Source organism: Kribbella sp. NPDC000426 (assembly GCF_040300265.1).
Lineage (GTDB): Bacteria > Actinomycetota > Actinomycetes > Propionibacteriales > Kribbellaceae > Kribbella.
This window is the reverse complement of sequence record NZ_JBEPDK010000002.1, coordinates 877,813-902,814: the sequence shown is the minus strand read 5'-3', so window position 1 is coordinate 902,814 and position 25,002 is coordinate 877,813. Positions and strand designations below refer to the sequence as shown.

20 protein-coding genes are annotated in these 25,002 nt (G+C 68.3%); 13 read left to right on the top strand and 7 right to left on the bottom strand.

The genetic code is table 11. The annotated features are described in order from the left end of the window. Window positions 1-2: 2 nt before the first annotated feature. From ABT313_RS12060 to ABT313_RS12050, 3 genes are read left to right on the top strand one after another with little or no spacing between them, the layout of a single operon-like run. On the top strand, window positions 3-1,955 hold the full coding sequence (locus ABT313_RS12060; RefSeq protein ID WP_350851414.1) for a 5-oxoprolinase/urea amidolyase family protein: 1,953 nt from the start codon (window positions 3-5) through the stop codon (window positions 1,953-1,955). Next, window positions 1,952-3,529 (top strand): allophanate hydrolase, encoded by a 1,578-nt coding sequence (atzF, locus tag ABT313_RS12055; RefSeq protein WP_350851412.1) that lies wholly within the window; start codon window positions 1,952-1,954, stop codon window positions 3,527-3,529. The genes ABT313_RS12060 and atzF overlap by 4 nt, the downstream gene beginning before the upstream one ends. Window positions 3,530-3,546: 17 nt before the next feature. Further along, the gene (locus ABT313_RS12050; protein ID WP_350851410.1) at window positions 3,547-4,725 is read left to right on the top strand and encodes a M20 family metallopeptidase; all 1,179 of its coding nucleotides are present in this window, start codon (window positions 3,547-3,549) and stop codon (window positions 4,723-4,725) included. A gap of 48 nt (window positions 4,726-4,773) precedes the next feature. Here ABT313_RS12050 and ABT313_RS12045 read toward each other — a convergent pair whose 3' ends face one another. After that, a complete protein-coding gene (locus ABT313_RS12045; protein ID WP_350851408.1) occupies window positions 4,774-5,772 on the bottom strand; it encodes an AraC family transcriptional regulator in 999 nt (332 codons plus the stop codon). A gap of 193 nt (window positions 5,773-5,965) precedes the next feature. On the opposite strand from ABT313_RS12045, the gene ABT313_RS12040 reads away from it, so the two are divergent. The 4 genes from ABT313_RS12040 to ABT313_RS12025 all read left to right on the top strand — a co-directional run bounded on the left by ABT313_RS12040 (window position 5,966) and on the right by ABT313_RS12025 (window position 10,315). Continuing rightward, the gene (locus ABT313_RS12040) at window positions 5,966-6,811 is read left to right on the top strand and encodes an oxidoreductase (protein WP_350851406.1); all 846 of its coding nucleotides are present in this window, start codon (window positions 5,966-5,968) and stop codon (window positions 6,809-6,811) included. Window positions 6,812-6,853: 42 nt separating this feature from the next. Beyond that, window positions 6,854-8,014, top strand: a complete 1,161-nt coding sequence (locus ABT313_RS12035) for an amidohydrolase family protein (protein WP_350851404.1) — start codon at window positions 6,854-6,856, stop codon at window positions 8,012-8,014. Window positions 8,015-8,200: 186 nt separating this feature from the next. After that, window positions 8,201-9,493, top strand: coding sequence for an amidase family protein (locus tag ABT313_RS12030; RefSeq protein ID WP_350851402.1), 1,293 nt, complete (start codon window positions 8,201-8,203; stop codon window positions 9,491-9,493). 9 nt (window positions 9,494-9,502) lie between these two features. Further along, window positions 9,503-10,315, top strand: coding sequence for a MerR family transcriptional regulator (locus tag ABT313_RS12025; protein ID WP_350851400.1), 813 nt, complete (start codon window positions 9,503-9,505; stop codon window positions 10,313-10,315). Window positions 10,316-10,325: 10 nt separating this feature from the next. On the opposite strand, the gene ABT313_RS12020 is transcribed toward ABT313_RS12025, so the two are convergent. From ABT313_RS12020 to ABT313_RS12010, 3 genes are read right to left on the bottom strand one after another with little or no spacing between them, the layout of a single operon-like run. Continuing rightward, on the bottom strand, window positions 10,326-10,823 hold the full coding sequence (locus ABT313_RS12020; RefSeq protein WP_350851398.1) for a DUF3830 family protein: 498 nt from the start codon (window positions 10,821-10,823) through the stop codon (window positions 10,326-10,328). Next, window positions 10,820-12,205: an amidase gene (locus ABT313_RS12015; protein WP_350851396.1), complete on the bottom strand. Its 1,386-nt coding sequence runs from the start codon at window positions 12,203-12,205 to the stop codon at window positions 10,820-10,822. Before ABT313_RS12015 ends, ABT313_RS12020 begins: the two co-directional genes overlap by 4 nt. Further along, the gene (locus ABT313_RS12010) at window positions 12,202-13,182 is read right to left on the bottom strand and encodes a D-2-hydroxyacid dehydrogenase (RefSeq protein WP_350851394.1); all 981 of its coding nucleotides are present in this window, start codon (window positions 13,180-13,182) and stop codon (window positions 12,202-12,204) included. The genes ABT313_RS12015 and ABT313_RS12010 overlap by 4 nt, the downstream gene beginning before the upstream one ends. A gap of 66 nt (window positions 13,183-13,248) precedes the next feature. Here ABT313_RS12010 and ABT313_RS12005 point away from each other — a divergent pair, with 66 nt between their 5' ends. The 3 genes from ABT313_RS12005 to ABT313_RS11995 are packed head-to-tail and all read left to right on the top strand — an operon-like array spanning window position 13,249 to window position 16,347. After that, window positions 13,249-14,004 carry a maleate cis-trans isomerase family protein gene (locus tag ABT313_RS12005; protein WP_350851392.1) on the top strand — a complete coding sequence of 252 codons (756 nt, stop codon included), beginning with the start codon at window positions 13,249-13,251 and terminating at the stop codon, window positions 14,002-14,004. After that, window positions 14,001-15,155, top strand: coding sequence for a M24 family metallopeptidase (locus ABT313_RS12000; protein ID WP_350851390.1), 1,155 nt, complete (start codon window positions 14,001-14,003; stop codon window positions 15,153-15,155). Before ABT313_RS12005 ends, ABT313_RS12000 begins: the two co-directional genes overlap by 4 nt. 4 nt (window positions 15,156-15,159) lie before the next feature. After that, the gene (locus ABT313_RS11995) at window positions 15,160-16,347 is read left to right on the top strand and encodes an aminotransferase-like domain-containing protein (RefSeq protein ID WP_350851388.1); all 1,188 of its coding nucleotides are present in this window, start codon (window positions 15,160-15,162) and stop codon (window positions 16,345-16,347) included. Here ABT313_RS11995 and ABT313_RS11990 read toward each other — a convergent pair. Beyond that, entirely contained in the window at window positions 16,315-19,188 is a 2,874-nt protein-coding gene (locus ABT313_RS11990; RefSeq protein ID WP_350851386.1) for an FAD-binding and (Fe-S)-binding domain-containing protein, read from the bottom strand. The two genes, ABT313_RS11995 and ABT313_RS11990, sit on opposite strands and share 33 nt — an antisense overlap. 45 nt (window positions 19,189-19,233) lie before the next feature. On the opposite strand from ABT313_RS11990, the gene ABT313_RS11985 reads away from it, so the two are divergent. Both ABT313_RS11985 and ABT313_RS11980 read left to right on the top strand, forming a co-directional pair. Beyond that, window positions 19,234-19,953, top strand: coding sequence for a maleate cis-trans isomerase family protein (locus ABT313_RS11985; protein ID WP_350851384.1), 720 nt, complete (start codon window positions 19,234-19,236; stop codon window positions 19,951-19,953). Between the two features lie 12 nt (window positions 19,954-19,965). Further along, complete coding sequence (locus ABT313_RS11980) at window positions 19,966-20,613, top strand: GntR family transcriptional regulator (RefSeq protein WP_350851382.1); 648 nt, start codon at window positions 19,966-19,968, stop codon at window positions 20,611-20,613. A 42-nt stretch (window positions 20,614-20,655) separates the two neighbouring features. Here ABT313_RS11980 and ABT313_RS11975 read toward each other — a convergent pair whose 3' ends face one another. Then, the gene (locus tag ABT313_RS11975) at window positions 20,656-22,128 is read right to left on the bottom strand and encodes an NAD-dependent succinate-semialdehyde dehydrogenase (RefSeq protein WP_350851380.1); all 1,473 of its coding nucleotides are present in this window, start codon (window positions 22,126-22,128) and stop codon (window positions 20,656-20,658) included. 95 nt (window positions 22,129-22,223) lie between these two features. Here ABT313_RS11975 and ABT313_RS11970 point away from each other — a divergent pair, with 95 nt between their 5' ends. Further along, the gene (locus tag ABT313_RS11970; protein WP_350851378.1) at window positions 22,224-23,477 is read left to right on the top strand and encodes an aspartate aminotransferase family protein; all 1,254 of its coding nucleotides are present in this window, start codon (window positions 22,224-22,226) and stop codon (window positions 23,475-23,477) included. A 67-nt stretch (window positions 23,478-23,544) separates the two neighbouring features. Here ABT313_RS11970 and ABT313_RS11965 read toward each other — a convergent pair whose 3' ends face one another. Beyond that, the gene (locus tag ABT313_RS11965; protein ID WP_350851376.1) at window positions 23,545-24,945 is read right to left on the bottom strand and encodes an MFS transporter; all 1,401 of its coding nucleotides are present in this window, start codon (window positions 24,943-24,945) and stop codon (window positions 23,545-23,547) included. Between the last annotated feature and the right edge of the window lie 57 nt (window positions 24,946-25,002).

The following is a 25,002-nucleotide window of genomic DNA, read 5'->3' as shown; positions in this document are numbered from 1 at the left end:
CGTTGGCCATCGTCACAGTTGTTGCCCCAGGCACCCAGACCACGGTGCAGGATCTCGCCGGCCGGCCCGGCCTGTGGGATGTCGGCGTACCGCCGTCCGGAGCCGCCGACGAACTGACCTTCGCCCTGCTCAACGCCGCGGTCGGCAATCCGGACACCGCGGCCGGACTCGAGTGTGTGCTCACCGGCCCGGTGCTCACCTGCGACGAGGATCGACTGGTCTGTGTCGGCGGCGCTGTCCGCAATGCGACTGTCGACAATCTGCGGATCAGGCCAGGCATGGTCATCCGCTGGCCGGCCGGCTCGGTGCTGGACATCGGCCCGCTCGACGGTCCCGGGGTGCGCGGATACGTGGCGATCCAGGGCGGCCTCGACGTACCGCGGGTGCTCGGCAGTCGGTCGACGTTCATCCTCGGCGGTTTCGGCGGTCAGGGCGGCAGGCCGCTCGAGGCCGGCGACCAGATTCCGCTCGGTCGGCAGGAGAACCTGTTGTCTCCGTTGTCGGTAGAACTGCCGGCGATGTCGGATTCTTGGCAGTTACGCGTGATTCCCGGACCGCACGGAGCGCCGGAGCATCTGACCACCGAAGGTGTCGATGCGTTCTTTGCCAACAGTTGGATTGTCGACCATCGGTCCGATCGCACCGGCGTCCGGCTGATCGGGCCGACTCCCGGATGGGCGCGAACCGACGGCGGCGAGGCCGGTCTGCATCCGTCCAACGTGCACGACTCGGCGTACCCGGTCGGCGGCATCATGCTGTCCGGCGACACCCCGGTCATCGTCGGCAAGGACGGCCCGTCGCTCGGCGGATTCGTCGTACCCGCCGTCGTGATCGAGGCCGACCGCTGGATGCTCGGCCAACTGCGCGCCGGCGACTCAGTGCAACTAGTCCCGGTGACACTAGTTGCAGCGACCGAAGCGATCGAGCACCGCCGTCGCTGGCTCAGGGATCTGCGCCAGGAGCCGACCTCCCTCGCGGTCTCCACCGGTACGCCGAGCCGTCCGGAGATCCTGTACGACGGCGAGCGGTCCGCCACGGCGCCGTCGTACACGATCAGATGCGCCGGCGAACGACATCTGCTCGTCGAGGCCGGACCGGCCGAGCTCGACCTCACCGTCCGCGTCTGGATCCACCTGCTGGCGCAGGCCCTGCGGGAAGACCAGCCGGCGGGTGTGGCGGAGATCGTCGAAGGCGTCCGGTCCGTGCTCGTCGCCGTGGATTCGTCCCGGCTGTCACTGGCCACGCTCGCGGAGCGGCTCGCGTTCCTCGCAGCCGGCCTGGACGATCCCGAGACTGTGGTGCTGCCGGCTCGCGAGGTGGTGCTGCCGATCGCGTTCGACCACCCGGAGGCGCACGAGGCGATGCGCAGATACGCGACCTCGGTCCGGCCGGATGCGCCGTGGTGCCCGGACAACGTCGAGTTCATCCGGCGGGTCAACGATCTGGACACGCGGGACGAGGTCTTCGAGATCGTGCAGGCCGCGACGTACCTGGTGGTCGGTCTCGGCGACGTCTATCTCGGCGCGCCGGTCGCGGTGCCGGTCGACCCGCGGCACCGGCTCGTCACCACGAAGTACAACCCGGCCCGGACCTGGACGCCGCAGAATGCGGTCGGGATCGGCGGGATCTACCTGTGCGTGTACGGGATGGAGGGTCCCGGCGGGTACCAGTTGGTCGGACGCACCGTCCCGGTCTGGCGGCTCTCCCCCGCCGACGAGCAGCCTTGGTTGCTGAGGCAGTTCGATCTGATCAGATTCACACCGGTCAGCGCGGAGCAGCTCGCCCACGAGCGGGCCGAGATCGCCGCCGGCCGGGCAGACCTGAAGACCACCCCGGCGACGTTCTCGATCTCCGATGTACGCCGGATCGAGCAGGAGGCACCTGTGGACATAGCGACCGTGCGGGCCAGACGCCGCGCCGCGTTCGAGGCTGAGCGGGCCCGGTGGGGCGCATGAACAACGAGTGGATCACCAGGGTCGACCCGGTCGAGCCCGCCGACGGGCCGCTGCGCGGGCTGAGGATGGCGCTCAAGGACAACATCGATCTCGCCGGGGTGCCAACGACGGCCGGCGACCCGCGCAACTCACAGCCTGTTGTAGACAATGCGTTTGTCGTCAATCAGCTGATCGCGGCCGGCGCCGTACCGCTCGGGAAGACGAATCTCGATCAGTACGCAACCGGTCTGGTCGGCACCCGATCGCCGTACGGCGCTTGTCACTCCGTCTTCTCCGAGCAGCACGTGTCGGGCGGATCCAGCTCCGGCAGCGCAGTCGCCGTCGCGAGTGGGCAGGTCGATTTCGCGCTCGGGACGGACACGGCCGGCAGCGGGCGGGTGCCTGCCGCGTTCAACCGGCTGATCGGCATCAAGCCGAGTCGCGGGCTCGTGTCGGCGCGCGGCGTCGTACCAGCCTGCCGCTCGCTCGACTGCGTGACGGTGATGGCCCGGAACGTTGCGACTGCGCGAGCGGCGTACGAGGTGATGGTTGCCTATGACCCCGATGATCCGTGGTCGCGGCGTGCCGAGGATCTACCGCGCGCTCGCGGTGGGCGTGTGATCGGCGTACCGGATATCGGGCTGGATCTGGATCCGCTGCATGAGGCCGCCTGGCAGGAGATGCTGTCGGAGGCTCATCGGCTCGGCGAGGTCGTGAAGGTGGATGTGCGGCCGCTGCTCGAGGCGGCTGATCTGCTGTACTCGGGGCCGTGGCTGGCCGAGCGGTGGCTCGCCTTCGGTGACAAGCTTGTCGACAATCCAGCAATCGACCCCACCGTGCGGACGATCGTGCGCGGCGGTGCGGCCTTGACAGCGTCCGCAGCGTTCGCAGGGTTCGACCGGCTCGCCACGCTTGCTCGGGCGAGTGAGCATCTGTGGAGCCAGCTCGACGCGCTGCTGCTGCCCGTCACGCCCGGACATCCCACGCTGGCTGAGGTCGCCGCGGATCCGATCGGTGTGAACAGTCGGCTCGGTCGATTCACGAACATGGTCAATCTGCTGGACCTGTGCGCGGTCGCGTTCCCGGGACCAGATCGTGCCGACGGCCTGCCGTTCGGCGTACAGCTGCTGGCGCCGGCGGGTCATGACCATGCGCTGATCGATCTGGCCGCGCTGTGGTGCGGCGAACCGGTGTCGACGGCGCCTGTGGAGACTGATGTCCTGCTGGCAGTAGCGGGTGCGCATCTGTCCGGGCAGCCTCTCAATGACCAGCTGGTACGGCGTGGTGCGCGGCTCGCGTTCGATGCGCGCACCGCGTCGTCGTACCGGATGTATCTGGTCGACGGGCCTCGGCCCGGGCTGACCCGGACGGTGACGGGTGCTGACGGTCCCGGGATCGAGGTTGAGGTGTGGCGGCTGCCGGCGGCTGAGCTGGGCGGATTCGCCGCGACCATCGATCCGCCGCTCGCGATCGGGCCGCTGGAGCTGTCGGACGGACAGCAGGTCCTCGGCTTCGTGTGCACCGCGGACGCTGCGGACCCGGCCCGCGACATCACCTCGGCGGGAGGCTGGCGCACGTACCTGGCCGGTCGCTGAGCCTAAGGTTGGTGGGCATGAGCCTGACACCCGCCGAACAGAAGGTGCTGGACCGGATCGACGAGGACCTGCTGGTCCGGGTTACGCAGGACCTGGTTCGCGCCCACGGGCAGAATCCGCCCGGCGAGGAGGCCGCCACCGCGGTCGTCCTCGCCGCGGCGGCCCGCGAGCTCGGGCTCGACGTACAACTGTCACCGGTCGAACCCGGCCGCGACAACGTCACGATCACGCTTGCCGGAGGCAACAATCCCGGACTGTTGCTGCTCGGCCACACCGACGTCGTACCGGTCGGCGACGGCTGGACGGTCGACCCGTACGGCGGCCTCCTCCGCGACGGCCGCATCTACGGCCGCGGCGCCTCCGACATGAAGGGCGGCCTCGCCGCAGCCCTGATCGCCCTCGCCGCCCTCCGCGGCACTCCCCTGTCCGGCCCGGTCGAACTGGCCGCAGTAGTAGACGAAGAAGAAACCGGCAAGGGTATCCGCGCATACATAGCTGAGCCGCAACGACAGTACGTCGGATGCATCACTGCAGAACCGACTGATTTGCAGACAATCATCGCCGCCCGGGGCGACTCCTATCTTCAGGTGTCCGTGCACGGGCGCGCCTCGCATGCCGGCAACCCGGATGGCGGCGCCAACGCGATCTACGGCGCGGCGGGCGTCGTCGCCGAGATCGAACGCCTGCACGCCGAACTCGCCACCGCCCCGCACCCGCTGCTCGGCCCCGCGACGTGGAGCGTCGGCCAGATCAACGGCGGCACCGGCGGCTCGATCGTCCCCGCCGAATGCGTGGTCGTCGCCGACCGCCGCCTCCTCCCTGGCGAGTCCCCCGCCGAAGTCCTCGCCGACCTCGGCCGTCGCGTAGCCGCTCTGCACCTGGAAGACCGCGGCCTCACTGTCGAGCTCGCGATGCCGATGGAAATGCCCGCTTTCGAGACCGCCGCGGACGCCGACCTGGTCCGCGCCACCGAAGCCGCGCGCCTCGACGGCGGCGGCCGGCCGATGCCACTCGCCGGCTGGACTGCGGCGTGCGACGGTGGCTACATCGCCCGCGACCTCGGCGTACCCGTCGTCGTCCTCGGTCCCGGCTCCGTCACCACCCAGGCCCACCGCGCCGACGAGTCCGTGCCCGTCGCGGAGCTCGTCACTGCAGCCCGTACCTACGCGCTTGCAGCCCTCCGCCTCCTCACCTGACAACGGCATCACGGGACGACAGGGTCAGCTGCGCGGGTGGCTGGACGCTCAGGCTGTGGTTGCCCGGATCGCGTCTGGGGTTGTTCCGGTCCAGGATTTGAAGGCCCGGTAGAACGAGTTGGTGTCGTTGTAGCCGAGGAGGAAGGCGATCTCCGAGGTCCGCAGGTTGCCGCTGGCAAGGTAATGCCGGGCCAGGTTCTCGCGGGTGCTGGCGAGGATCGCCTGGTAAGAGGTGCCTTCCTGACTGAGCTGGCGCTGCAGGGTCCTGGCGCTGGTGGCGAGTTGGTTGGTGACTGCGGTGATCGAAGGATCGCCTGCGGGAAGGGTTTCGACGAGGGCGGCGTGTACACGTTCGGCGACGGTGGCTGAGGCCTGGAGGTCGGTGAGCCGTCGGCGAAGGCCGGGGGCGAATACGCGCCACATCTGGTCGTTCTGGGTCAGGAAGGGGCGAGCGGCATCGGCCGCGGTGAAGGTGACCGGGTCGCCGGTGCCTTTGCGGACCCGGCTGCCCAGGTAGTTCTCGAGCGGGATGCGATTCGCGGGCAGGCTGGGCATCGCGACGCGGGCAGGGCCGATGTGCTCGCGGGTGGCGATGCGGGCGAGCGCGACCCAGAAGACCAGCTCCGTGGTGGCCAGCAGCGCCGGCGGCGCCTGGCCGGTAGGCCACTCGTAGGTGATCGTCAGATCGTCGGCTGTGTCGATGTCGAGTCGGACCGGGCCGATAAGGGGTTTGTATGCGGCCAGTCGTTGTGCGGCCGTACTGAGGTCAGGGCTGCAGAACGCGGCGAAGATCGGCGGTGAGAAGAGTTCGGCCGAGATCGCGTTGCCAATGGTGACCGCAAGGTCCCGGTCAGGGCTGGCGGCGCGGCCTTCGGCGTCCAGCGCGTCCCAGAACCGGTAGTACTCCGGAACCGCCAACTCGATGGGCCGCCGGGTGAACAGATCTGCCGGCAGCGCAGCACGGCGAAGGACCCTCGCCGTGGAGATGCCCAGATCGCGCAGCAATGCCCTGATGCTCGGTTCGAGGTCGAAGCGTTCGCCGGCCATGGATCGAGCCTAGCCACCGAGGCCGTTCGAAGGACATGCATCGGGCGCCATCCGGCTTGCAGATCCCGCCGCGCAGATCTTGGCGTGAATCGCGAGCCGAACGGCGTCTTCTGCTAGTGGCGCTGCGCTGTCCGGTTCCTAGCGTTGAGGGAGTCACCACCACATCAACCTCACTGGAAGAAGGACTCATACCATGAGCCACAACCTCTCGATGAAGGTCGCCCTCGTCACCGGCGCCTCGTCGGGCATCGGGGAAGCCACCGCGCTCAAGCTCGCCAACGCCGGCTACACCGTGTACGGCGCGGCCCGCCGCGTCGAGCGGATGGCGCACCTCGCCGATGCCGGAATCCGCCCGATCCGCATGGACGTCACCGACGACGCCTCGATGCAGGAAGGTGTCGCCAAGATCATTGCCGAGGCCGGCCGCATCGACGTCCTGGTCAACAATGCCGGCTACGGCTCGTACGGCGCCCTCGAGGACGTACCGATGGACGAGGCCCGCTACCAGTTCGAGGTGAACGTCTTCGGAGCCGCGCGGCTGACCCAGCTCGTCCTGCCGCACATGCGTGCCCGTCGCGCTGGGAGGATCGTCAACATCACGTCCATGGGTGGCAAGATCCACACCCCGCTCGGCGCCTGGTACCACGCCACCAAGTTCGCCCTCGAAGCCATCAGCGACTGCCTGCGCCTCGAAGTGAGACCCTTCGGCATCGACGTCATCGTCATCGAGCCCGGCGGCATCAGAAGCGAGTGGGCCGGCATCGCCGCCGACAAAGTCCGCGCCGTCTCCTCGGAGAGCGCTTACGCACCGCAAGGCAACGCCGTCGCCGACTCCCTCGCCGCAGACTCCACACAGCGGCGCTCCTCGCCGCCCGAACTGATCGGCCGCACAGTCACCAAAGCCGTCACCGCCCGCAATCCAAGAACCCGGTACGCCGTCGGGTACGGAGCCAAGCCGATGATCTTCCTCCGCGGTGTTCTCCCCGACCGCACCTTCGACGCATTCGTCCGTCGCGCCACGGGCGTGCCGTCGAACTGACGCCGGTGCCGGCCTGGTCCTGTTGGTTGCGAAGATGCGGGGATGACTCGGCTGTTGCTTCGTTCCGGTTCGGTTCTCGACGTTGCATCGGGCCAGGTGCGTACCGCGGACGTGGTGCTTGTCGACGATCGGATTGTCGACGTTGGGATCGGGCTGGATGGCGACGAGGCAATCGACTGTGACGGCGGGCTGATCGTCCCGGGGTTCATCGACTGTCACACGCATGTCTGTATTTCACAGACGCGGCTCGACCCGTTCGGTTTGCCACGGTCGGTGCGGCCGTTGTCCGCTGTGCCGGTGCTGCGGACGCTGCTGCAGTTGGGTGTGACGACCGTGCGGGACGCGTGGGGTGCGGACGCGGGCGTGCGGATGGCCGTCGAGAAGGGCTGGATCGACGGACCCGAGTTGCTGATCAGCCTGCGGCAGGTGGGTACGACAGGCGGCATCGGCGACCTGTGGGCGCCCCGGACCGGACCAGTCGACTTCTTCGATGATCCCTCGCTGCCGGATCCGATCTTCAACGGGGCTGACGGGGCACGGGCCGTCGTACGGCGGATGGTCCGCGCCGGGGCGGACTGGATCAAGGTGACCGCGACCGGCTCGATGGCGATCGGCAAGGGCGTGCACGACGTCGAGCTGACGGCCGATGAGATGAGCGCTCTGGTGGACGAAGCCGGGCGGCGCGGCGGCCGGAAGGTGATGGTGCACGCGCACGGAGCACGAGCGGTCGAGCTGGCCGCGCGTGCCGGTGCGGCGAGCATCGAGCACGGGACCTACCTGGACGAAGCGGCCGTCGCGGCGATGGCTGCGGCGGGGACCACATACGTGCCGACGTTATCCGTGACTCAGTCCGATCCCGAGCACGCACCAGAGGGTGCGGCCGAGGCGCATCGGGAGTCGATGCGGCTGGCGATCGACGCCGGGGTCCGGATTGCGATGGGAACCGACAACCCGGTTCGCCCACACGCGGAAGCGCTGTGGGAACTCAGGCATCTCGCGGCAGCGGGGCTGGGCGACGCCGGTGCGTTGCGTGCAGCAACGATTGATGCGGCGCGGTTGCTCGATCTCGGAGACGATCGAGGCGAGATCGCAGTCGGCAAGCGGGCCGATCTCGTGCTGCTGGATGGGACCTCGCTGGACTGCACGTCACTCCAGGACCGGACCCGACGGGTCATTCACAACGGCGCCGAAGTTGCGCGCTGACCAACCCGTCGCCCGCACGCCGTCCTGGCGGCCGGTCAGTGCTGTACCTAAGGACGGGTAGTACACCCGCCGAACACCGTACGCACCGGCGAGTTCACGCTCAGGTGTTCTACCCGGCCGCGACCACTACCTGTCGTTAGGTACGCCAATTGACTCTGACACCGTGTCAGGCCATAGACCGGCGGCATGATGACAGCTGGAGAGATTGCCGAGCAGATCCGCACCGGGCAGGTCACGTCGCGTGAGGTGACCGAACAACTGCTGGCGAGGATTGTCGACGATAAGACAATCAACGCGGTGGTCGAGATCCTGCCCGATTACGCACTGGCCGAGGCGGATGCAGCGGATGCGGTAGCCCCGAGTCAGCCGGTCGGCCCGCTGCACGGCGTACCGATGACGGTGAAGGACTGCCTGAACGTCGCCGGCATGCACACGACGTGGGGCAATCCGGCGTTCGCGGAGTACGTCGCCGATGCGGACGCGACCGTCGTGCAGCGATTGCAGCAGGCCGGAGCGATCATCGTCGGGAAGAGCAATGTGCACACGATGCTCGCCGACTTCGGGCAGACGGTGAACGAGATCTACGGACGGACGAACAACCCCGCCGACCTCAGTCGAACGCCAGGCGGCTCGAGCGGTGGCGGGGCGGCCGCACTCGCCGCCGACCTCACGTACCTCGAGTACGGCTCGGATCTCGTCGGCTCGATCCGGCTCCCGGCGGCGTACTGCGGGGTGTACGGACTCAAGCCAACCAACGGCCTCGTCCCGCAACGCGGCTTCCAGGTTCCCGGTACGCCGTACCTGCCGAGCGAACTCCCGAACTTGTCGACAATCGGACCACTCGCCCGCTCCGCCGCCGATCTGCGCATCGCCCTCCGTGCGACTGCCGGACCCGAGGCGCCGTACTCGTGGTCGCTGACGCCGCCGCGGCACCGGCGACTGGAAGACTTCCGCGTCGGCGTTGTGACCGATCATCCCGCCGCGCCCGTCTCGAGCGAGGTCGGCGACGCGATGGCAGAGATGATCGACCGGCTTGCCCGGAGCGGGGCGAAGATCGTCGAAGGCTGGCCGGACGAGGTCGATCCGGGCGAACAGGCTGAGGAGTTCGGTCAGCAGGTCGGCCTGTTCTTCGCACTGCACGGGGGCGAACCGACGGGGATGACCGTCGACGACCTGCTCGCGACCGAACGTGCGCGGATGGTCGCGCGGGCCAAGTGGCAGCGGTACTTCGAGGATGTCGACGTCTTCCTATGTCCGACCAGCTTCACGGTCGCATTCCCGCACGGCTCGACCAGCATCGATGGACAGCGGTACGACACCCAGGTGTTCTGGATCTCGCACGCTTCCCTGATCGGTCATCCCGCCCTCAACATGCCGATCGGACGCACCAAGGGCGGCCTGCCTGTCGGCGCTCAGGTGATCGGTCCGTGGCACGAGGACGACACCGCGGTGACCTTCGCGGAACTGCTGGCTGGTTGACTGCATCCCATGTTCGCGATCGGTGAGTTCGCGCGGCACGGGCGGGTGTCGATTCGGATGCTGCGGCACTACGACGCCCTCGGCCTGCTCCGGCCGGCGTACGTCGACCCGTCGACCGGGTACCGCAGTTACACCGCCGGGCAGCTCGCCGATCTGAACCGGATCGTCGCGCTCAAAGACCTCGGTTTCACGCTCGAACAGGTCGGTGCGCTGATTGCAGACAATCTCGGCGCGACCGAGATGCGCGCATTGTTGACAATGAGACGAGCAGAATTGCAGACAACCGTCGCCGAGAGCTACGCGCGGCTCGCTCAGGTTGAGTCGCGGCTGCGCGGCCTGGAGGCTGATGTGCCAGCCGCCGATATCGTCGTCAAAGACCTCCCCGCGGGACGGCTAGTTGCTCTGACGGCGACCGCGGCGAGCTTCACGCCTGAGGACATCACGCCGATAGTGCGTCCGTTGTGCGCCGAACTCGGTCGACGGTTGCCCGATGCCGACGTCCATCCAGCGGGCCGGTTGACCTGCCTGTACGAACGCAATCACGCGTCCGAGGACGAAGTCGTCGTACGGGCGACGGTTCCGGCGGCAGTCGATGCCGGAGGCAACCTCAACGGTCTCGAGGTGATCGATCTGCCGGCGATGCGAGCCGCGACGTTGGTGCATCGCGGTCCGATCGACCAGGTGCTGCCGGCCTGGCAAGCGTTGGCGCGCTGGATCGACGAGAACAACCACCGCGCGGCCGAGCCGGCGCGCGAGCTCTACCTGGACACACCCGAGTACCCAGCCGACTGGGTCACCGAACTGCAGGAGCCGATCAACTGAACCCGATCGACTAGAGCCGGCTGAACGACAGGGTCTCGCCGCGCGCGCCGCCCATCCACAGGTCCTGGCAGGCCGCGGCGAACTCGTCGAGGTTCTCGGTCACCGCGCCGAACACGTTGCCCGGCACCCACCCCTGGTCGCCGTTGATCAACAGGTTGTTGCGTCCGTAGAAGACTGCAAGGTCGACAATCGCACCAGTTGTCCCGGTGCCGGTCGTGTTCTCGTACCCGTACGCCGGATTGCCAAGATCGTCCGAGTCGAACGAGAACCAGCACAGATCACCCGGGATCGGCGTAACGGTGGTGTTCTCCTTGCCCGGATCCGCCGGAGCGAACGCGGGCAGCAACGTGTAGATCTCGTTCCGCGCGTACTTGCCGTGGAACACCGGTGCCGACAGCGGCAGCGCGTCCCACACCGCCGCGCACGTCCGCGGCGCCACGTCGTCGAGCAGCTTCGCCACACAACTCACGCCGCGCTTGTCCAGGCTGACGGTGATGTACTTACTCACTTCGCCTCCAAGGTGGGTGTACGCAGATGCCAATCGGTCGCCGCCTGGTACGCCTGCCCGACCCGCAACGTCAGCGCATCGGCGTGCCGTGGCGCGACCACCTGCAGACCAACTGGCAGTCCGGCCTTCGTAAATCCGCACGGCACGCTGAGCGCCGGCTGCTGCGTGAGGTTGAAGGGATAGGTGTACGGCGTCCAGTCGGTCCAATCCGGTGACGTCGAACCGTCGGGCACGTCCTGTCCGATCGGGAACGCGGTGATAGGCAGCGTCGGCGTGATGAGTACGTCGTACTTCCGATGGAAGCGCCCCATCAACGTCCCGAGTTCCATCCGCACCGTGGTGGCGTCGAGGAAGTCCGACGCCGAGTACGCCGAACCGAGCTCGCCGACGCGACGCAGCCCGGGGTCGACCCGGTCGTCCACGTCGTACGCCGAGAGCACCTTCGCGGCGCCGGACCACCACAGCACGTTGAACGCGTCGATCGGATCGCTGAAGCCGGGATCCACCTCGGTCACGATCGCCCCGGCGTCTGCGAGTACGCCGACTGCCGTCCGCACGAGGGTCTCGACCTCGGGATCATTGTCAACAAAACCAAGATCGGCCGAGAACCCGACCCGCAACCCGGCGACTCCGTCATCGATCCCGGCAAGGAACGACGCCGCCGGCGTCGGCATCGCCGACCAGTCCCGCGGGTCGTACCCGGTGACGATGTCGAGCAGCGCCGCAGCATCGCGTACCGTCCGCGTCATCGGCCCGGCATGCGACAGCGTCCCGAACGCACTCGGCGGGAACAGCGGAATCAGCCCGTACGTCGGCTTCAGCGCGACCGTCCCGGTGAACGCGGCCGGGATCCGGACCGACCCGCCGCCGTCAGTGCCCAGCGACCACACGCCCATGCCGAGCCCGACCGCGGTAGCGGAACCGCCGCTCGACCCGCCGGATGTCTTGGTCGGATCCCACGGGTTGCCGGTCGCGCCATACGTGTAGGAGTCCGTGACGCCCTTCCACGAGTACTCCGGGGTGGTCGTCTTGCCGAGGATCACGGCGCCGGTCTCTCGCAGGCGTGCGACGGACGGCGCGTCCTCGTCCCACGGACCGGCCGCGTCGATCAGCGTGCTGCCGCGCATTGTCGGCCATCCTTTTGTCCACAATGCGTCTTTGATCGAGGTCGGTACGCCGTCGCCGGGGCCCAGTGGCTCCCCTGCGTGCCACCGGGCCTCCGACTCCTTCGCGGCAGCCAGCGCACCCTCGGCATCCACCAGCACGAAGGCGTTCACCTGACCGTCGTACCGCTCGATCGCGCTCAAGGCCTCCTGCGTGGCCTCGACCGGCGAGATCTGCTTGCTCCGATAACCCTCGACCAGTTCGGTTGCCTGCGTCATCGATCTCCTGTCGGGATGTAGCCGAGCTTTTTGTCAACAATGTTCAGGAGCGGTTCGCCGGCCAGCCAGCGCCGGACGTTGGCCGCGAACTGGGCCGCCAGGGTGTCGCGCCAGCCGATCACGTCGCCGGACATGTGGGCGGTGATCGTCACGTTCGGCGCAGCCCAGAGCGGGTGATCAGCCGGTAGCGGCTCCCGGTCGAAGACATCCAGGGTCGCCGCGATCCGTCCGCTCCCGAGCGCGGCGAGGAGTGCCGTTTCGTCGACAATCGGACCGCGGGCAACGTTGACAAGATGCGACCCCGGCCGCATCGCGGCCAGCACATCGGCGTCCACCAAGCCTCGGGTCGCATTCGTCAACGGCGCCGCCAACACAACATGGTCGGCCCACCCGATCTCCGCTGCCAAGTTGCTACTAGCAACAATCTCTCCGAAGTCGTCGTCCTCCGCGCGGGGTACGCGGCCGGTGGCGCGGACTTCCAGGCCGGCGGCGCGGAGGAGGCGGGCTGTTGCTCGGCCGATGGCGCCGGTGCCGACGACCAGGGCCTTGGCGCCGTGGATGCTGCGGGTTTCGCGGTGCCGCCATTCGTGGCTGCCTTGCAGGTCGAAACTGCGGCGGCTGTCCTTGGCGTGGGCGATCACTGCACCGAGGACGTACTCCGCGATCGGCCGGTCGAAGACGCCGTGTGCGTTGGTGACGACGACCGGCGAGTCGCGCAGTTCGTCGAAGAGCAGGGTGTCGACGCCGGCCGCGGTGACGTGGATCCATTCGAGGCTGCCCGCGTCCGCCCAGACATCGCGGACCGCAGTCGAGAAGAAGTCCCAGAGCATCAGCGCCTGGGCTCCTCGCACCGCCGCGCCGAGTCCGTCAGCAGCGCAGTACCGGAAGTCGACAGGTAAGTCGTCGAGACCGGGTGGGCGGTCGGTCGCGCGCTCACACAGCACGGCGATCACGGGGCGCGCGGAGGAGGCTGGCACGCCATTGAGGCTAGGAATCCAATGGTAGGATTGTCAACAATCTGCTGTGGCCTCACACTGACTCGCATGAGCACGCGCCCGTCCACCCACCCGCTGCCGGCACCGGTGCCCACACTGTTGCAGACCGGCATCGGAGTGGTCGCCCCGTATGACTTCGCGCTCGACCGCGAACTGTGGCGTTGGGTCCCGGACAACGTCACCCTGCATCTCACCCGCACGCCCTACGCGCCGATGGCAGCGACGATGGAGATGGCCGTTCACATTTCGGACCCGGAGATGGTCGCCCGCACGACGATGAACGTTCTTCCGGTGGGACCGCTGGCGGTCGCGTACGCCTGCACGTTCGGCAGCTTCGTCGGCGGGCTGACCGGCGAGGCCGCCCTGGTCGAGGCGATGGTCGCGGCCGGAGCGCCCGCCGCGACGACCACCAGCGGCGCGCTGCTCCTCGCGCTGAATCGCCTAGGGATCAGGCGGGTCGCGACGGTCACGCCGTACACGAACGACCTCACGGCCGGGCTGACCACGTTCCTCGCCGAGGCCGAGATCGAGGTGGTCGCGACCGCCGGACTCGGGCTGATCGGGCAGATCTGGGCAGTGCCGTACGAAACGACCGTCGAACTGGTACGCAGCATCGACAGCGACGCGGCCGAAGCCGTGTTCATCAGCTGCACGAACCTCCCGACGTACGACGTGATCGCGGGTCTTGAGGCCGCGCTCGGCAAGCCAGTGCTGACCGCGAACCAGGTCACGATGTGGTCCGCGCTGGAACTCGCCGGGCACCAAGGCGTCGGGCCCGGGCAGAGCTTGATGGACGCCGCATGAGCGAGTACGCCGACCGGCTGGCCCGGGTCCGCGCCGTCATGGCTGACCGCGGTCTCGGCGCGCTGATTGTCAACGATCCGGCAAACCTCTTCTACCTGACCGGGTACGACGCCTGGTCCTTCTACACACCGCAGTGTCTGCTGATCCCGGCCAACGGCGAGGTCCAGCTGTTCGCGCGGGCGATGGACGCGGCCGGGGCGTCGTACACCTGCAACCTGCGCGCGGACCAGGTCCACGGCTATCCCGAGGATCTCGTGCACCGGCCCGATGTCCACCCGTACGACTGGATCGCCGGGTTGTGCCGGGACCTGATCCCAGCCGGCGCGGACGTCGCGATCGAGGGCGACGCGCACTATTTCACCGCTCGCGGTTACCTTGCCCTGAGCAACGGCCTACCGGCCCACCGCCTGGTCGACTCGGCGGAGCTGGTCAACTGGGTCCGGCTGGTCAAGTCGCCGTACGAGCTGGACCGGCTGCGCATCGCCGGATCGATCGCCGAGCGGGCGATGCGGGTCGCGCTCGAACGACTCCGCCCGGGTCTGCGGCAGTGCGATCTCGTCGCCGAGATCCTCGCCGCGCAGACAATCGGCACCTCCGAACACGGCGGCGGCTATCCGGCGATCGTGCCGATGCTGCCGACCGGCGAAGCGGCAGGTACGCCGCACCTGACCTGGACCGATCGCCCGTTCAAGGCCGGCGAAGCGACCACCATCGAACTGGCCGGCGTGTACGACCGCTATCACGCGCCACTCGCCCGCACGGTGATGCTCGGCGACCCGCCGCAACGGCTGCGCGAGACCGCCAAGGTCGTTGCCGACGGCATGCAGGCGACGTTGTCGACAATCCGCGCCGGCGTCACCGGCAGCGCCGTACACGCCGCGTTCAACGACGTGATCGCCGCGCAGGGCCTGATCAAGGACTCGCGGATCGGGTACTCGATCGGGATCGGATACCCACCGGACTGGGGTGAACGCACCGTCAGCCTCCGCCCCGGCGAGACCACCGTCCTGACCGCCGGGATGGCGTTCCACGTGATCCTCGGGATGTGGATGGACGGCTGGGGATACGAACTGTCCGAGCCCGTGGTGGTCACCGCGGACGGAGTGGAACGACTGACCGGCCTGTCCCACGAACTGACGATCAGGAGGTAACCCTGTGACAGCACTCCCATACGCCGCACGCACCGCCGGACTGGTGGGTTCGGTGATCGACTCGAGTACTTCGCTGCTGCACAAGCAGACCCACGACATCGTGCGCTTCGCGATGGGATCACCAGCCGCCGAAGCCGTGCCTGCAAAAGTATTGTCAACAATCGCTGCCGAACAGCTCAGCCGCCCAGACGCATACGACTACGCTGCCACCGAAGGCGATCCCCCGCTCCACGCGGCGTTGCTCGAGATGCTGCGCGGGACCAGCGACGAGACCACAGCCGACCGGCTCACCATCACCGCCGGCGGGATGCAGGGTCTCGACCTGTTCTGCAAGATCTTCGTCGACCCGGGCGACCTCGTCGTCGTCGAGTCACCGACGTACACGAACGGCAGTGCGACCGCGCTCTCGTACGGCGCCGAACTGCTCGAGGTGCCCGTCGATGACGACGGCATGATTGTCGACGATCTACCAGGCCTACTGAACGGGCGGACGCCGAAGGCGATCTACACGATCCCGACGTTCCAGAACCCGTCGGGCGCGACGCTCTCGCTCGCACGACGACACCGCTTGCTCGACCACGCGCGATCGTGGGGATCGATGGTCATCGACGACGACCCGTACGGTCTGCTTCGGTTCGCGGGAGAGCCGCTGCCGACGTTGCGCGAACTGGCCGCGGGTGATCCGCTGCTCTTCGCTGTCCGAACGTTCTCGAAGATCGTCGCGCCAGGGTTGCGGGTCGGCTGGGTCGACGCCGACCCCGAACTGCAGCAGCTACTGATCAACGCCAAGCAGGCGATGGACACCTGCACCAACCTCCCCGCCCAGCGACTGCTCGCCGGATTCTTGGACGGCGGGCATCTCGAGGATCACCTGGTCACGCAACGAGCGCAGTACAAGGTCCGCAAGGAAGCGATGCACGACGCGCTGACCGAGCACTTCGGCGACATCGCGCGATGGACCGACCCGGAGGGCGGTTTCTTCCTCTGGGTGACGCTGGAGAACGGCGTCAACACCGAGCAACTGTTCGAGATCGCGCTCGCGGAGGGCGTCGCGTTCATCCCGGGTCCGGCCTTCTCCCCCAGCGGTCGATTCACCGACGCGTTCCGCCTGTGCTTCGCGTCGACGCCACCCGACCGAATCCGCGAAGGCGTCGCCCGGCTACGCCGCGCCGCCGACAAGCTGGTCGGGTAGGGCGTCGGCAAGCAGTTCGGCGAGGTGGCGGGCTCGCCTGTCCGTTCCCTGGGCGATCTGGGTGCGGCAACTGAAGCCGTCCGCCAGTACGGCGGTTGCTTCGGGCAATGACCGGACCGCGGGCAGCAGGACGCGTTCGCCGACGGCCTTCGAGAGGTCGTAGTGCGAGCGTTCGAAGCCGAAGTTGCCGGCCAGGCCGCAGCAGCCTGCGTCCGGGACGGTCGCGTCGATGCCGGCCGCGTCCATCAACGCGCGATCGGCGTCGAACCCGAGTACGGCATGTTGGTGGCAATGCGTCTGCACGAGCGCCTCTCCGCCAACCTGCGGCGGCTTCCAGCCCGCATCGACGAGCAGCTCGGAGAGAGTCCGCGTGTTCGCAGCAGCCATTGCGGCGAGTGGATTGTCAACAATCAGATCGGGCGCATCGTGGCGGAGCGCCGCAGTACAGCTGGGCTCGAGGCCGACGATCGGCGTACCGGCCGTGAGGTGCGGCTCGAGCGTGCGCAAGGAACGGTCAAGAACACGGCGGGCCTTCGGCAATTGGCCGGTCGAGATCCAGGTGAGGCCGCAGCAAACCGGCTTCGCAGGCAGGTCGACCTCGAAGCCCGCGGCCTCCAACACGGCCACCGCCGCTCGACCGATCTCAGGCGCGAGGTAGTTGGTGAACGTGTCCGGCCACAGCACAACCTTCTGCCCACCGGTCGAACTGCCGCGCCGGGCAAACCAAGCTGCAAACGTCTCGCGAGCAAACGCCGGAACGTCCCGCTCCGCGGCAATCCCGCCAAGCCGCTTCGTCAACTGCAACCCGGCGAACCGGTTCGCGATCCCCGGCGCCCGCGACGCGAGCCGCGACCACAACGGCAGCCACCCCATCGACCAATGCGACATCGGACGCTTCCACGGCCGCCGTTCGTAGAAGTGCTGCGTGAACTCCGACTTGTACGTCGCCATGTCCACATTCACCGGACAATCCGACAGACAACCCTTGCAGGACAGGCACAGATCGAGTCCGTCACGGACTTCCGTCGACCGCCAACCGTCCTTGATCACGTCCCCCTGCAGCATCTCCCACAGCAGATGCGCCCGCCCGCGCGTCGAATGCAGCTCGTCGCGCGTGACCTGATAACTCGGACACATCACGCCGCCCGAACTCTGCCGGCACTTCCCGATCCCGACGCACCGCCGCTGCGCCTGCGCGAAGTCGTGCCCGTCGTCCGGGTAGTCGAACAGCGTCGCCACATGCCGATCCTTCGCCGGACCGTCATGCCGGATTGCGAGGTCGAGGCGCGGCGGGTCAACGATCATCCCCGGGTTCATCACCCCGCGCGGATCCCAGATTGTCTTCAATTCACCGAACAGCGCGACACCGTCGGCGCCGTACATCCGGCCGAGCAGCTCACCCCGCGCCCGCCCGTCGCCATGCTCGCCGGACACCGAGCCGCCGAGCTCGACGACCAGGTCTGTCGCCTGTTCGACGAAGTCGCGGTACGTCGCGATGCCGCGCGTGCTGAGCAGGTCGAAGTCGATCCGCATGTGCATGCAGCCCTCGCCGAAGTGCCCGTACGACGCACCCGACAGCCCGTGCCGTCCGAGCACCTCGTCGAGTCCGCGAAGGTACGCACCCAGTCGCTCCGGCGGCACGGCGGCGTCCTCCCAACCACCCCACGCCTCGGCACCGTCCGCGCGCCGGGTCGCGAGACCGGCCGCGTCCGTACGGCAACGCCAGAGCACGGCCTGCGCCGCCGGATCGGTGACGAGCGATGCCGTGGCGGGCGATCCGCCGTCGCGCAAGTCTTCGAGCATGGTGCGGGCAGCTCGTGCGGCGGTGGTCTCCTCCTCGCCGCCGATCTCGACGAGGAGCCAGGCGCTGCCGGCCGGCAGTCCGGCGTGGATCGCGGCCTCGCGGACCTCGGCCGGAAGCCGTTCGACCAGGTCGCTGTTGATGGACTCCATCGTGAGCGGGCCATGGCGCAGTACGACGGGGACGCAGTCCGCCGAGGAGATCGAGTCCGGGAACCCCAGCGCACAAAGGACCTTTGCCTTAGGCAACTCGGTCAATCGCACGGAGGCGCACAAAGTCGCCGCCAGCCCACCTTCACTACCCGACAGCAGACCGGCCACGTTGTAGCCGTACTCAGGCAGCAACCGGTGCAACGCGTACCCGGAGATCTGACGCGTGAACTGCCCGAACCGCCGCCGAATCAACAGGTCATGCCGATCGACGAATGCCTGCAGCGCCCGATGCAGCTCACCCTCGCGCCCGGGCCGGGCAGCCGCAGCCGCGCGATCCGCAGCCGAGGCGACGGTCAGGTGGGTGCCGTCGGCAAGGATCACATCGAGGGACAGGAGATTGTCGGCGGTCGTCCCCCAGGCGACTGAGTGGGCACCGCACGCATTGTTGGCAATCATGCCGCCGAGCGTGGCGCGGCTGGCGGAGGACGGGTCGGCGCCGAAGGCCAGGCCGTGCGGCTTCGCGGCGGCCAGGAGGTCGGTGAGTACGACGCCTGGCTCGACGACTGCTGTCCGGCTCGCGCGGTCGATGTCGAGGATCCGATTCACGTACCTGGACGCGTCGATCACCACGCCGCCGATCGCGTTGCCGGCCATCGACGTACCGCCGCCTCGGACGACCACCGGCGCGCCTGCTGCCGCGGTCAGCGTGACGGCTGTCGCGAGCTGGTCGGCGTCCGCGGGTACGACGACCAGGTCCGGCACCGCGCGGTAGTTCGAGCCGTCTGCCGCGTACAGCGCGCGCGTACGCCGGTCGTCCGCGACCACCCCGCGGACCTCCCGTCGCAGACCGTCCAGCAACCGCGCGACGTCGTACTCAGGGTTTAGCATTGTCAACAATCTACTCATTTCGGTGCGCGGCAGCCAGGAGGTCGGATGGTCACGGTAGGCCTGCTCTATCCCGGACACAGCGCTGAGGACGACTATCCGGCGCTCGAGGCCAGGCTCGACGGGTCGGTGAAACTGCCGGTGGTCATCACCTCGGTCGGCGAGGACGCGCACCGGGTCGACGCGCTCCTCGACCTCGGGCGCGCCGAGCGGCTCGCCGAGGGCGCCTCCGCGCTCGCGTCGGCCCGGCCCGACGCGGTGATGTGGGCATGCACCTCGGGCAGCTTCGTGTTCGGGCCGGAGGGTGCGCGCAACCAGGCGTCCGGCGTGGCACAGGCCCTCGGCGTACCCGCGTCGTCGACCTCGATCGCGTTCGTCGACGCGTGCCGGCGGCTCGGGATCCAGCGGGTCGCGATCGCGGCGTCGTACCCGGAGGATGTCGCGCAGCACTTCGTCCGATTCCTGACCGGCGGCGGCGTCGAGGTGGTGTCGATGGGTAGCCACGGCATCATCACCGCCGCGGAGGTCGGGACGCTCCGGCCGGAGCAGATCGTGGAGATGGTCAAGGCCGCCGACCACCCGGACGCCGAGGCGATCCTGGTACCGGACACCGCCATGCACACGCTGGGGATTGTCGACGATCTCGAGGCCGCGGTCGGCAAGCCCGTGCTGACGGCGAACCAGGTGACGGTCTGGAAGGGCCTCGAATTAGTCGGCCAGGTACCGTATCTGCCACATTTGGGGACTCTGTTCAGCAGGAACACCTAGGGGGACGTCGGAGTGAGCAACTACATCGAGCCGCTGGCGCAGGAGTCGACGCCGAGCATCATCGCGGACAAACTCCGGATGGCCATCGGCCACGGCGAGCTCAAGCCCGGCGCGCAGCTGGGTGAGGCCGACCTGGCCCGCAAGCTCGGCGTCAGCCGCGGGCCGCTGCGTGAGGGCATGCAGCGGCTGACCCAGGAGGGGCTGCTGGTCTCGATCCGCAACCGCGGCCTGTTCGTCGTCGACATGACGCCGGACGACATCCGCGACATGTACCTCGCCCGCGAGGCGATCGAGCGCGCCGCGGCCCGCAAGATCCACATGGGCGACACCGAAGGTCCCGGCACGGTCCTGCTCGAGATCGTCGACAAGATGTCGTATGCCGAGGGCGATCCGGCCGCGGTCGGCGAGATCGACATCGAGTTCCACGAGGCACTCGTACGACTGGCCGAGAGCCCCCGGCTGTCGCGGATGCACCAGACGTTCATCACCGAGACCCGGATGTGCATCCACGCCCTCGCCGAAACGTACGCCACCGCCGACTTCCGCGTCCGCGAGCACTACGCCCTCGCCGAGGCGATCCGGATCGGCAACGCCGACTTCGCCGACAAACTGCTCATCGCCCACATGGACGACGCGATAACCCGCCTGATCAACCGCTGACCCGTCAGCCGCCTCAACCCTTGAAGCGGGCTCGAGTATGGCTCACGTGTTGAGGGCGATGCCGATGTACTTCGTCTCCAGGAACTCGTCGATGCCGACGGCACCGCCCTCGCGGCCGAGACCGGACTGCTTGACCCCGCCGAAGGGGGCCGCGGGGTTCGACACCACGCCCTGGTTCAGGCCGACCATCCCCGTCTCGATCGACTCCGCCACGCGCAGCGCGCGTCGCAGGTCGTTCGTGAACACGTAGGCGACCAGCCCGTACTCCGTGTCGTTGGCGGCACGCACCACCTCGTCCTCGGTGCTGAACGCGGTCAGCGGCGCGACCGGCCCGAAGATCTCCTGATCCGCCATCGCGGCCTCGCGCGGCACGCCGGTCAGCACCGTCGGCGGATAGAAGTACCCCCTGCCAGTTCCATGGCCCACGGCAACCTCTCCGCCGGTCAGCACCGTCGCGCCGCGCTCGACCGCGTCCGCGACCAGCGACCGCACCTTCTCCAGTCCGGCCTCGTCGATCAGCGGCCCGACCTTCACGTCGGGCTCGGTCCCGCGCCCGACCGTCAGCGCCCCCATCCGCTCGGCGAGCCGCCGGCCGAACTCGTCGATCACCGAATTGTGGACAAAAATACGGTTGGCCGCGGTACACGCCTCGCCCATGTTCCGCATCTTCGCCGCGATCGCCCCCGTCACCGCCTCGTCCAGGGCGGCGTCCTCGAACACGATGAACGGCGCATTGCCGCCCAGCTCGAGCGAGGTCCGCAGCACCTTCTCGGCGCACTGTTCGAGCAGGATCCGGCCGACCCGGGTCGAGCCGGTGAACGAGAGCTTGCGCGCCAGCCCGGAGCGGATGAGCGGTTCCATCACGCCGCCCGCATCCATCGCGGTGACACAGTTGACCGCCCCTGCCGGCACGCCGGCCTCGGCCAGGATCCCCATCAACGCGAGCATCGACAGCGGGGTCTGGTGGGCGGGCTTGATGACGCTCGTACAGCCCGCCGCGATCGCCGGGCCGAGCTTGCGGGTGCCCATCGCCATCGGGAAGTTCCACGGGGTGATCAGCAGACACGGACCGACCGGCTGCTTGGTGATCAGGAAGCGCGCGTTGCCGGCCGGTGCGGTCTGGTATCCACCGTCGATCCGCACCGCCTCGCCGGCGAAGTGCCGGAAGAACTCGGCCGCGTACGCGATCTCGCCGCGTGCCTCAGGCAGCGGTTTGCCCATCTCCAACGTCATCAGCAGCGCCAGCTCGTCGACGCGCTCCATCAGCAGCTCGTACGCCGCCGTCAGCATGTCGGCCCGCTCACGCGGCGACGTCCGGGCGAAGTCCGCCTGCGCGGCAACCGCCGCCTCGAGCGCAGCGCGTCCGTCGGCCGGCGACGCGTCGGCCACCGCACACAGCACCTCGCCGGTGGACGGATCGACGACATCGAACGTCGCTCCGCGGGTCGCCTCGATCCACGTCCCGCCGATGAACAGCCGCTTCTCGACCGCCTCGATCACCTGGGACTCGTCCATCTGCACCCCTTCACCGGCCTCAACCGCTGAGATACGCTGATTGTCGACAATCTACCATTCTGTTTGTCGACGATTCGACAGGTGAGGGGAAGTCCGTGGCCGAGCTCTCGCAGATCCTGAAGCAGGCGACCGGCGTCGTCGCCGCCCGCGGTGTGGGCGTGCAGCTGTTCGACGAGGACGACCGCAGGTACCTGGATTTCACCGCCGGCATCGGTGTCACCTCGACCGGACACTGCCACCCGCGCGTCGTCGCAGCGGCTCAGGAGCAGGTCGGCAAGATCATCCACGCGCAGTACACGACGGTCATGCACCGGCCGCTGCTCACGCTGGTGGACCGGCTCGGCGAAGTACTCCCCCGCCAGCTCGACCGGATGTTCTTCGCGAACTCCGGAAGCGAGGCGATCGAGGCGGCGCTCCGACTCACCCGCCAGGCGACCGGCCGGCCGAACGTGATCGTGTTCCACGGCGGATTCCACGGCCGGACCGTGGCTGCGGCCTCGATGACCACGTCGGGGACCAAGTTCCGTTCCGGGTTCAGCCCACTGATGGCCGGCGTACACGTGTCACCGTTCCCGGACCCCGGCCACTTCGGCTGGCCGGTCGAGCAGGCGACCGACTTCGCGCTCAGCCAGCTCGACTACGTACTGCAGACGTTGAGTACGCCGGCCGACACCGCGGCGTTCTTCGTCGAGCCGGTGCTCGGCGAAGGCGGGTACGTGCCAGCGAACGAGCGGTTCTTCGCCGGACTGCGTGAACGCGCCGACGCACACGGGATCCTGCTGGTGGTCGACGAAGTGCAGACCGGCTTCGGGCGTACGGGCAAGTTCTGGGGCGGCGATCACTTCGGGTCGCGTCCCGACGTACTCGTCACTGCGAAGGGTCTGGCGTCCGGATTCCCATTGTCTGCAATCGCCGCATCGTCAGAGCTGATGGAGAAGGCCTGGCCGGGATCGCAGGGCGGTACGTACGGCGCGAACGCCGTCGCCTGCGCCGCCGCGCTCGCGACGCTCGACGTGATCGAGGACGAGGGCCTCGTGCAGAACTCGGCCGACCGGGGTGCGCAGCTCAAGCAGGCGCTGCAGTTGGTGGCCGACAAGCACGAGCAAATCACCGACGTTCGCGGGCTCGGTCTGATGATCGGCAACGAGTTCCGGGACGCGGATGGCAAGCCCGACCCGGTGACGGCGGCCGCAGTGCAGCAGGAGGCGGCGAGGAGGGGTCTCCTGCTGCTCACCTGCGGCGCCTGGGGTCAGGTCGTCCGCTTCATCCCTGCCCTCGTCGTCTCCCCCGAGGAGATCGACGAGGCCGCGGCCCTGTGGTCCGACGCCGTCTCCGCTGTCATCAACTGACGACGGCTCGGCTCCGGCGCACTGCCGGAGCCGAGCCGCCGCTGTGGCCAGGGCGGCTGCGGGTTGGTCAGGCCTTGGCGGGAGTGGGATCCAGGGCCACTGGGGGTGGGGCTTGGTCGGTGCCGGGGATCTCTGTGCCGTTGATGGGGCAGCGGGAGGTTTCAGGGACTCGGGCCAGGGCGATCGCGCCCACCACGCAGGCGGCCATCATGTAGTACGCCGGGACCAGCGAGTCGCCGAGCTTCTGGGTGAGCCAGTCGTTGACCGCGGGCGCCGTACCGCCGAAGAGCGACGTCGACACGTTGTACGCAATCGCGAAGCCGGCATAGCGGACGTGCGTCGGGAACATCGCCGGGAAGGTCGCCGAGATCGTCGCCAACTGCGGCACATACAGCAGTCCCAGTACGGCGAACCCGACGATCGCGCCGACCAGGTTCGTCCCCATCAGCAGGAACATCGGTACGCCGAACACGAACAGCCCGGCCAGCGACGTCCACCACAGCGGCTTGCGGCCGACCCGGTCCGACATCCGGCCGGCGAACGGCACGAACACCATCATCATCAGCATGCCGATGATCGGCACGATCAGCGACTGGTCCGAACTCAGGCCGATCTCCTTCTCCAGGTACGTCGGCATGTAGGTCAGTAGCGTGTAGTTGACGACGTTCAGCGCGATGACCATGCCGCCGAGGCGCAGGATCGGCGCCCAGTAGCCGGCCAGCAGATCCTTGAACTGGTGGGCGGTCTGCTCTTCCTTCTGGCCCTTCGCCTCCAGTTCGCGGAAGACGGGCGTGTCCTCGAGCCGCGACCGGAGGTACACGCCTACCAGGCCGAGCGGCGCGGCGACCAGGAACGGCAGCCGCCAGCCCCACGCGTGCATCGCGTCGTCGCCGAGCACCAGTGAGAAGAACAGCATCAGCAGCGCACCGGCCGAGAAGCCGGACAGCGTGCCGAACTCCAGGAAGCTGCCGAGGAACCCGCGCTTGCGGCTCGGCGCGTACTCGGCCATGAACGTCGCGGCACCGCCGTACTCGCCGCCGGTCGAGAAGCCCTGGATCATCCGGAGTACGACGAGCAGCGCCGGCGCCCAGTAGCCGATCGTGTGGAACGACGGGACGAGGCCCGCGCACAGGGTCGCGCCGGACATCATCAGGATCGTGATCGCCAGCACGTGCTTGCGACCGAGCCGGTCGCCCAGCGGGCCCCAGACCAGGCCGCCGAGCGGGCGCACCAGGAACGAGACGGCGAACGTCATCAGCGCAAGCAGCGTCGCGCTCTGGGTGTCACCAGGGAAGATCGCCGCCGAGATGTACGTGACGCCGTACGCGTAGATGCCGTAGTCGAACCATTCGGTCGCGTTGCCGATCGCGGACGCGGCGATCGCTTTCCTGAGTACGGCGGGTGACTGCTCCTTCTCGACAGTTCCGGGCGGCTGGGCGCCCTTCGAGGGCTGTGTCTCGGCGTCCACGGGTCTCCTCCTGTCGTCTTTACGGCCTCACCCGTGTGCCCACCTCACGCATTTCGA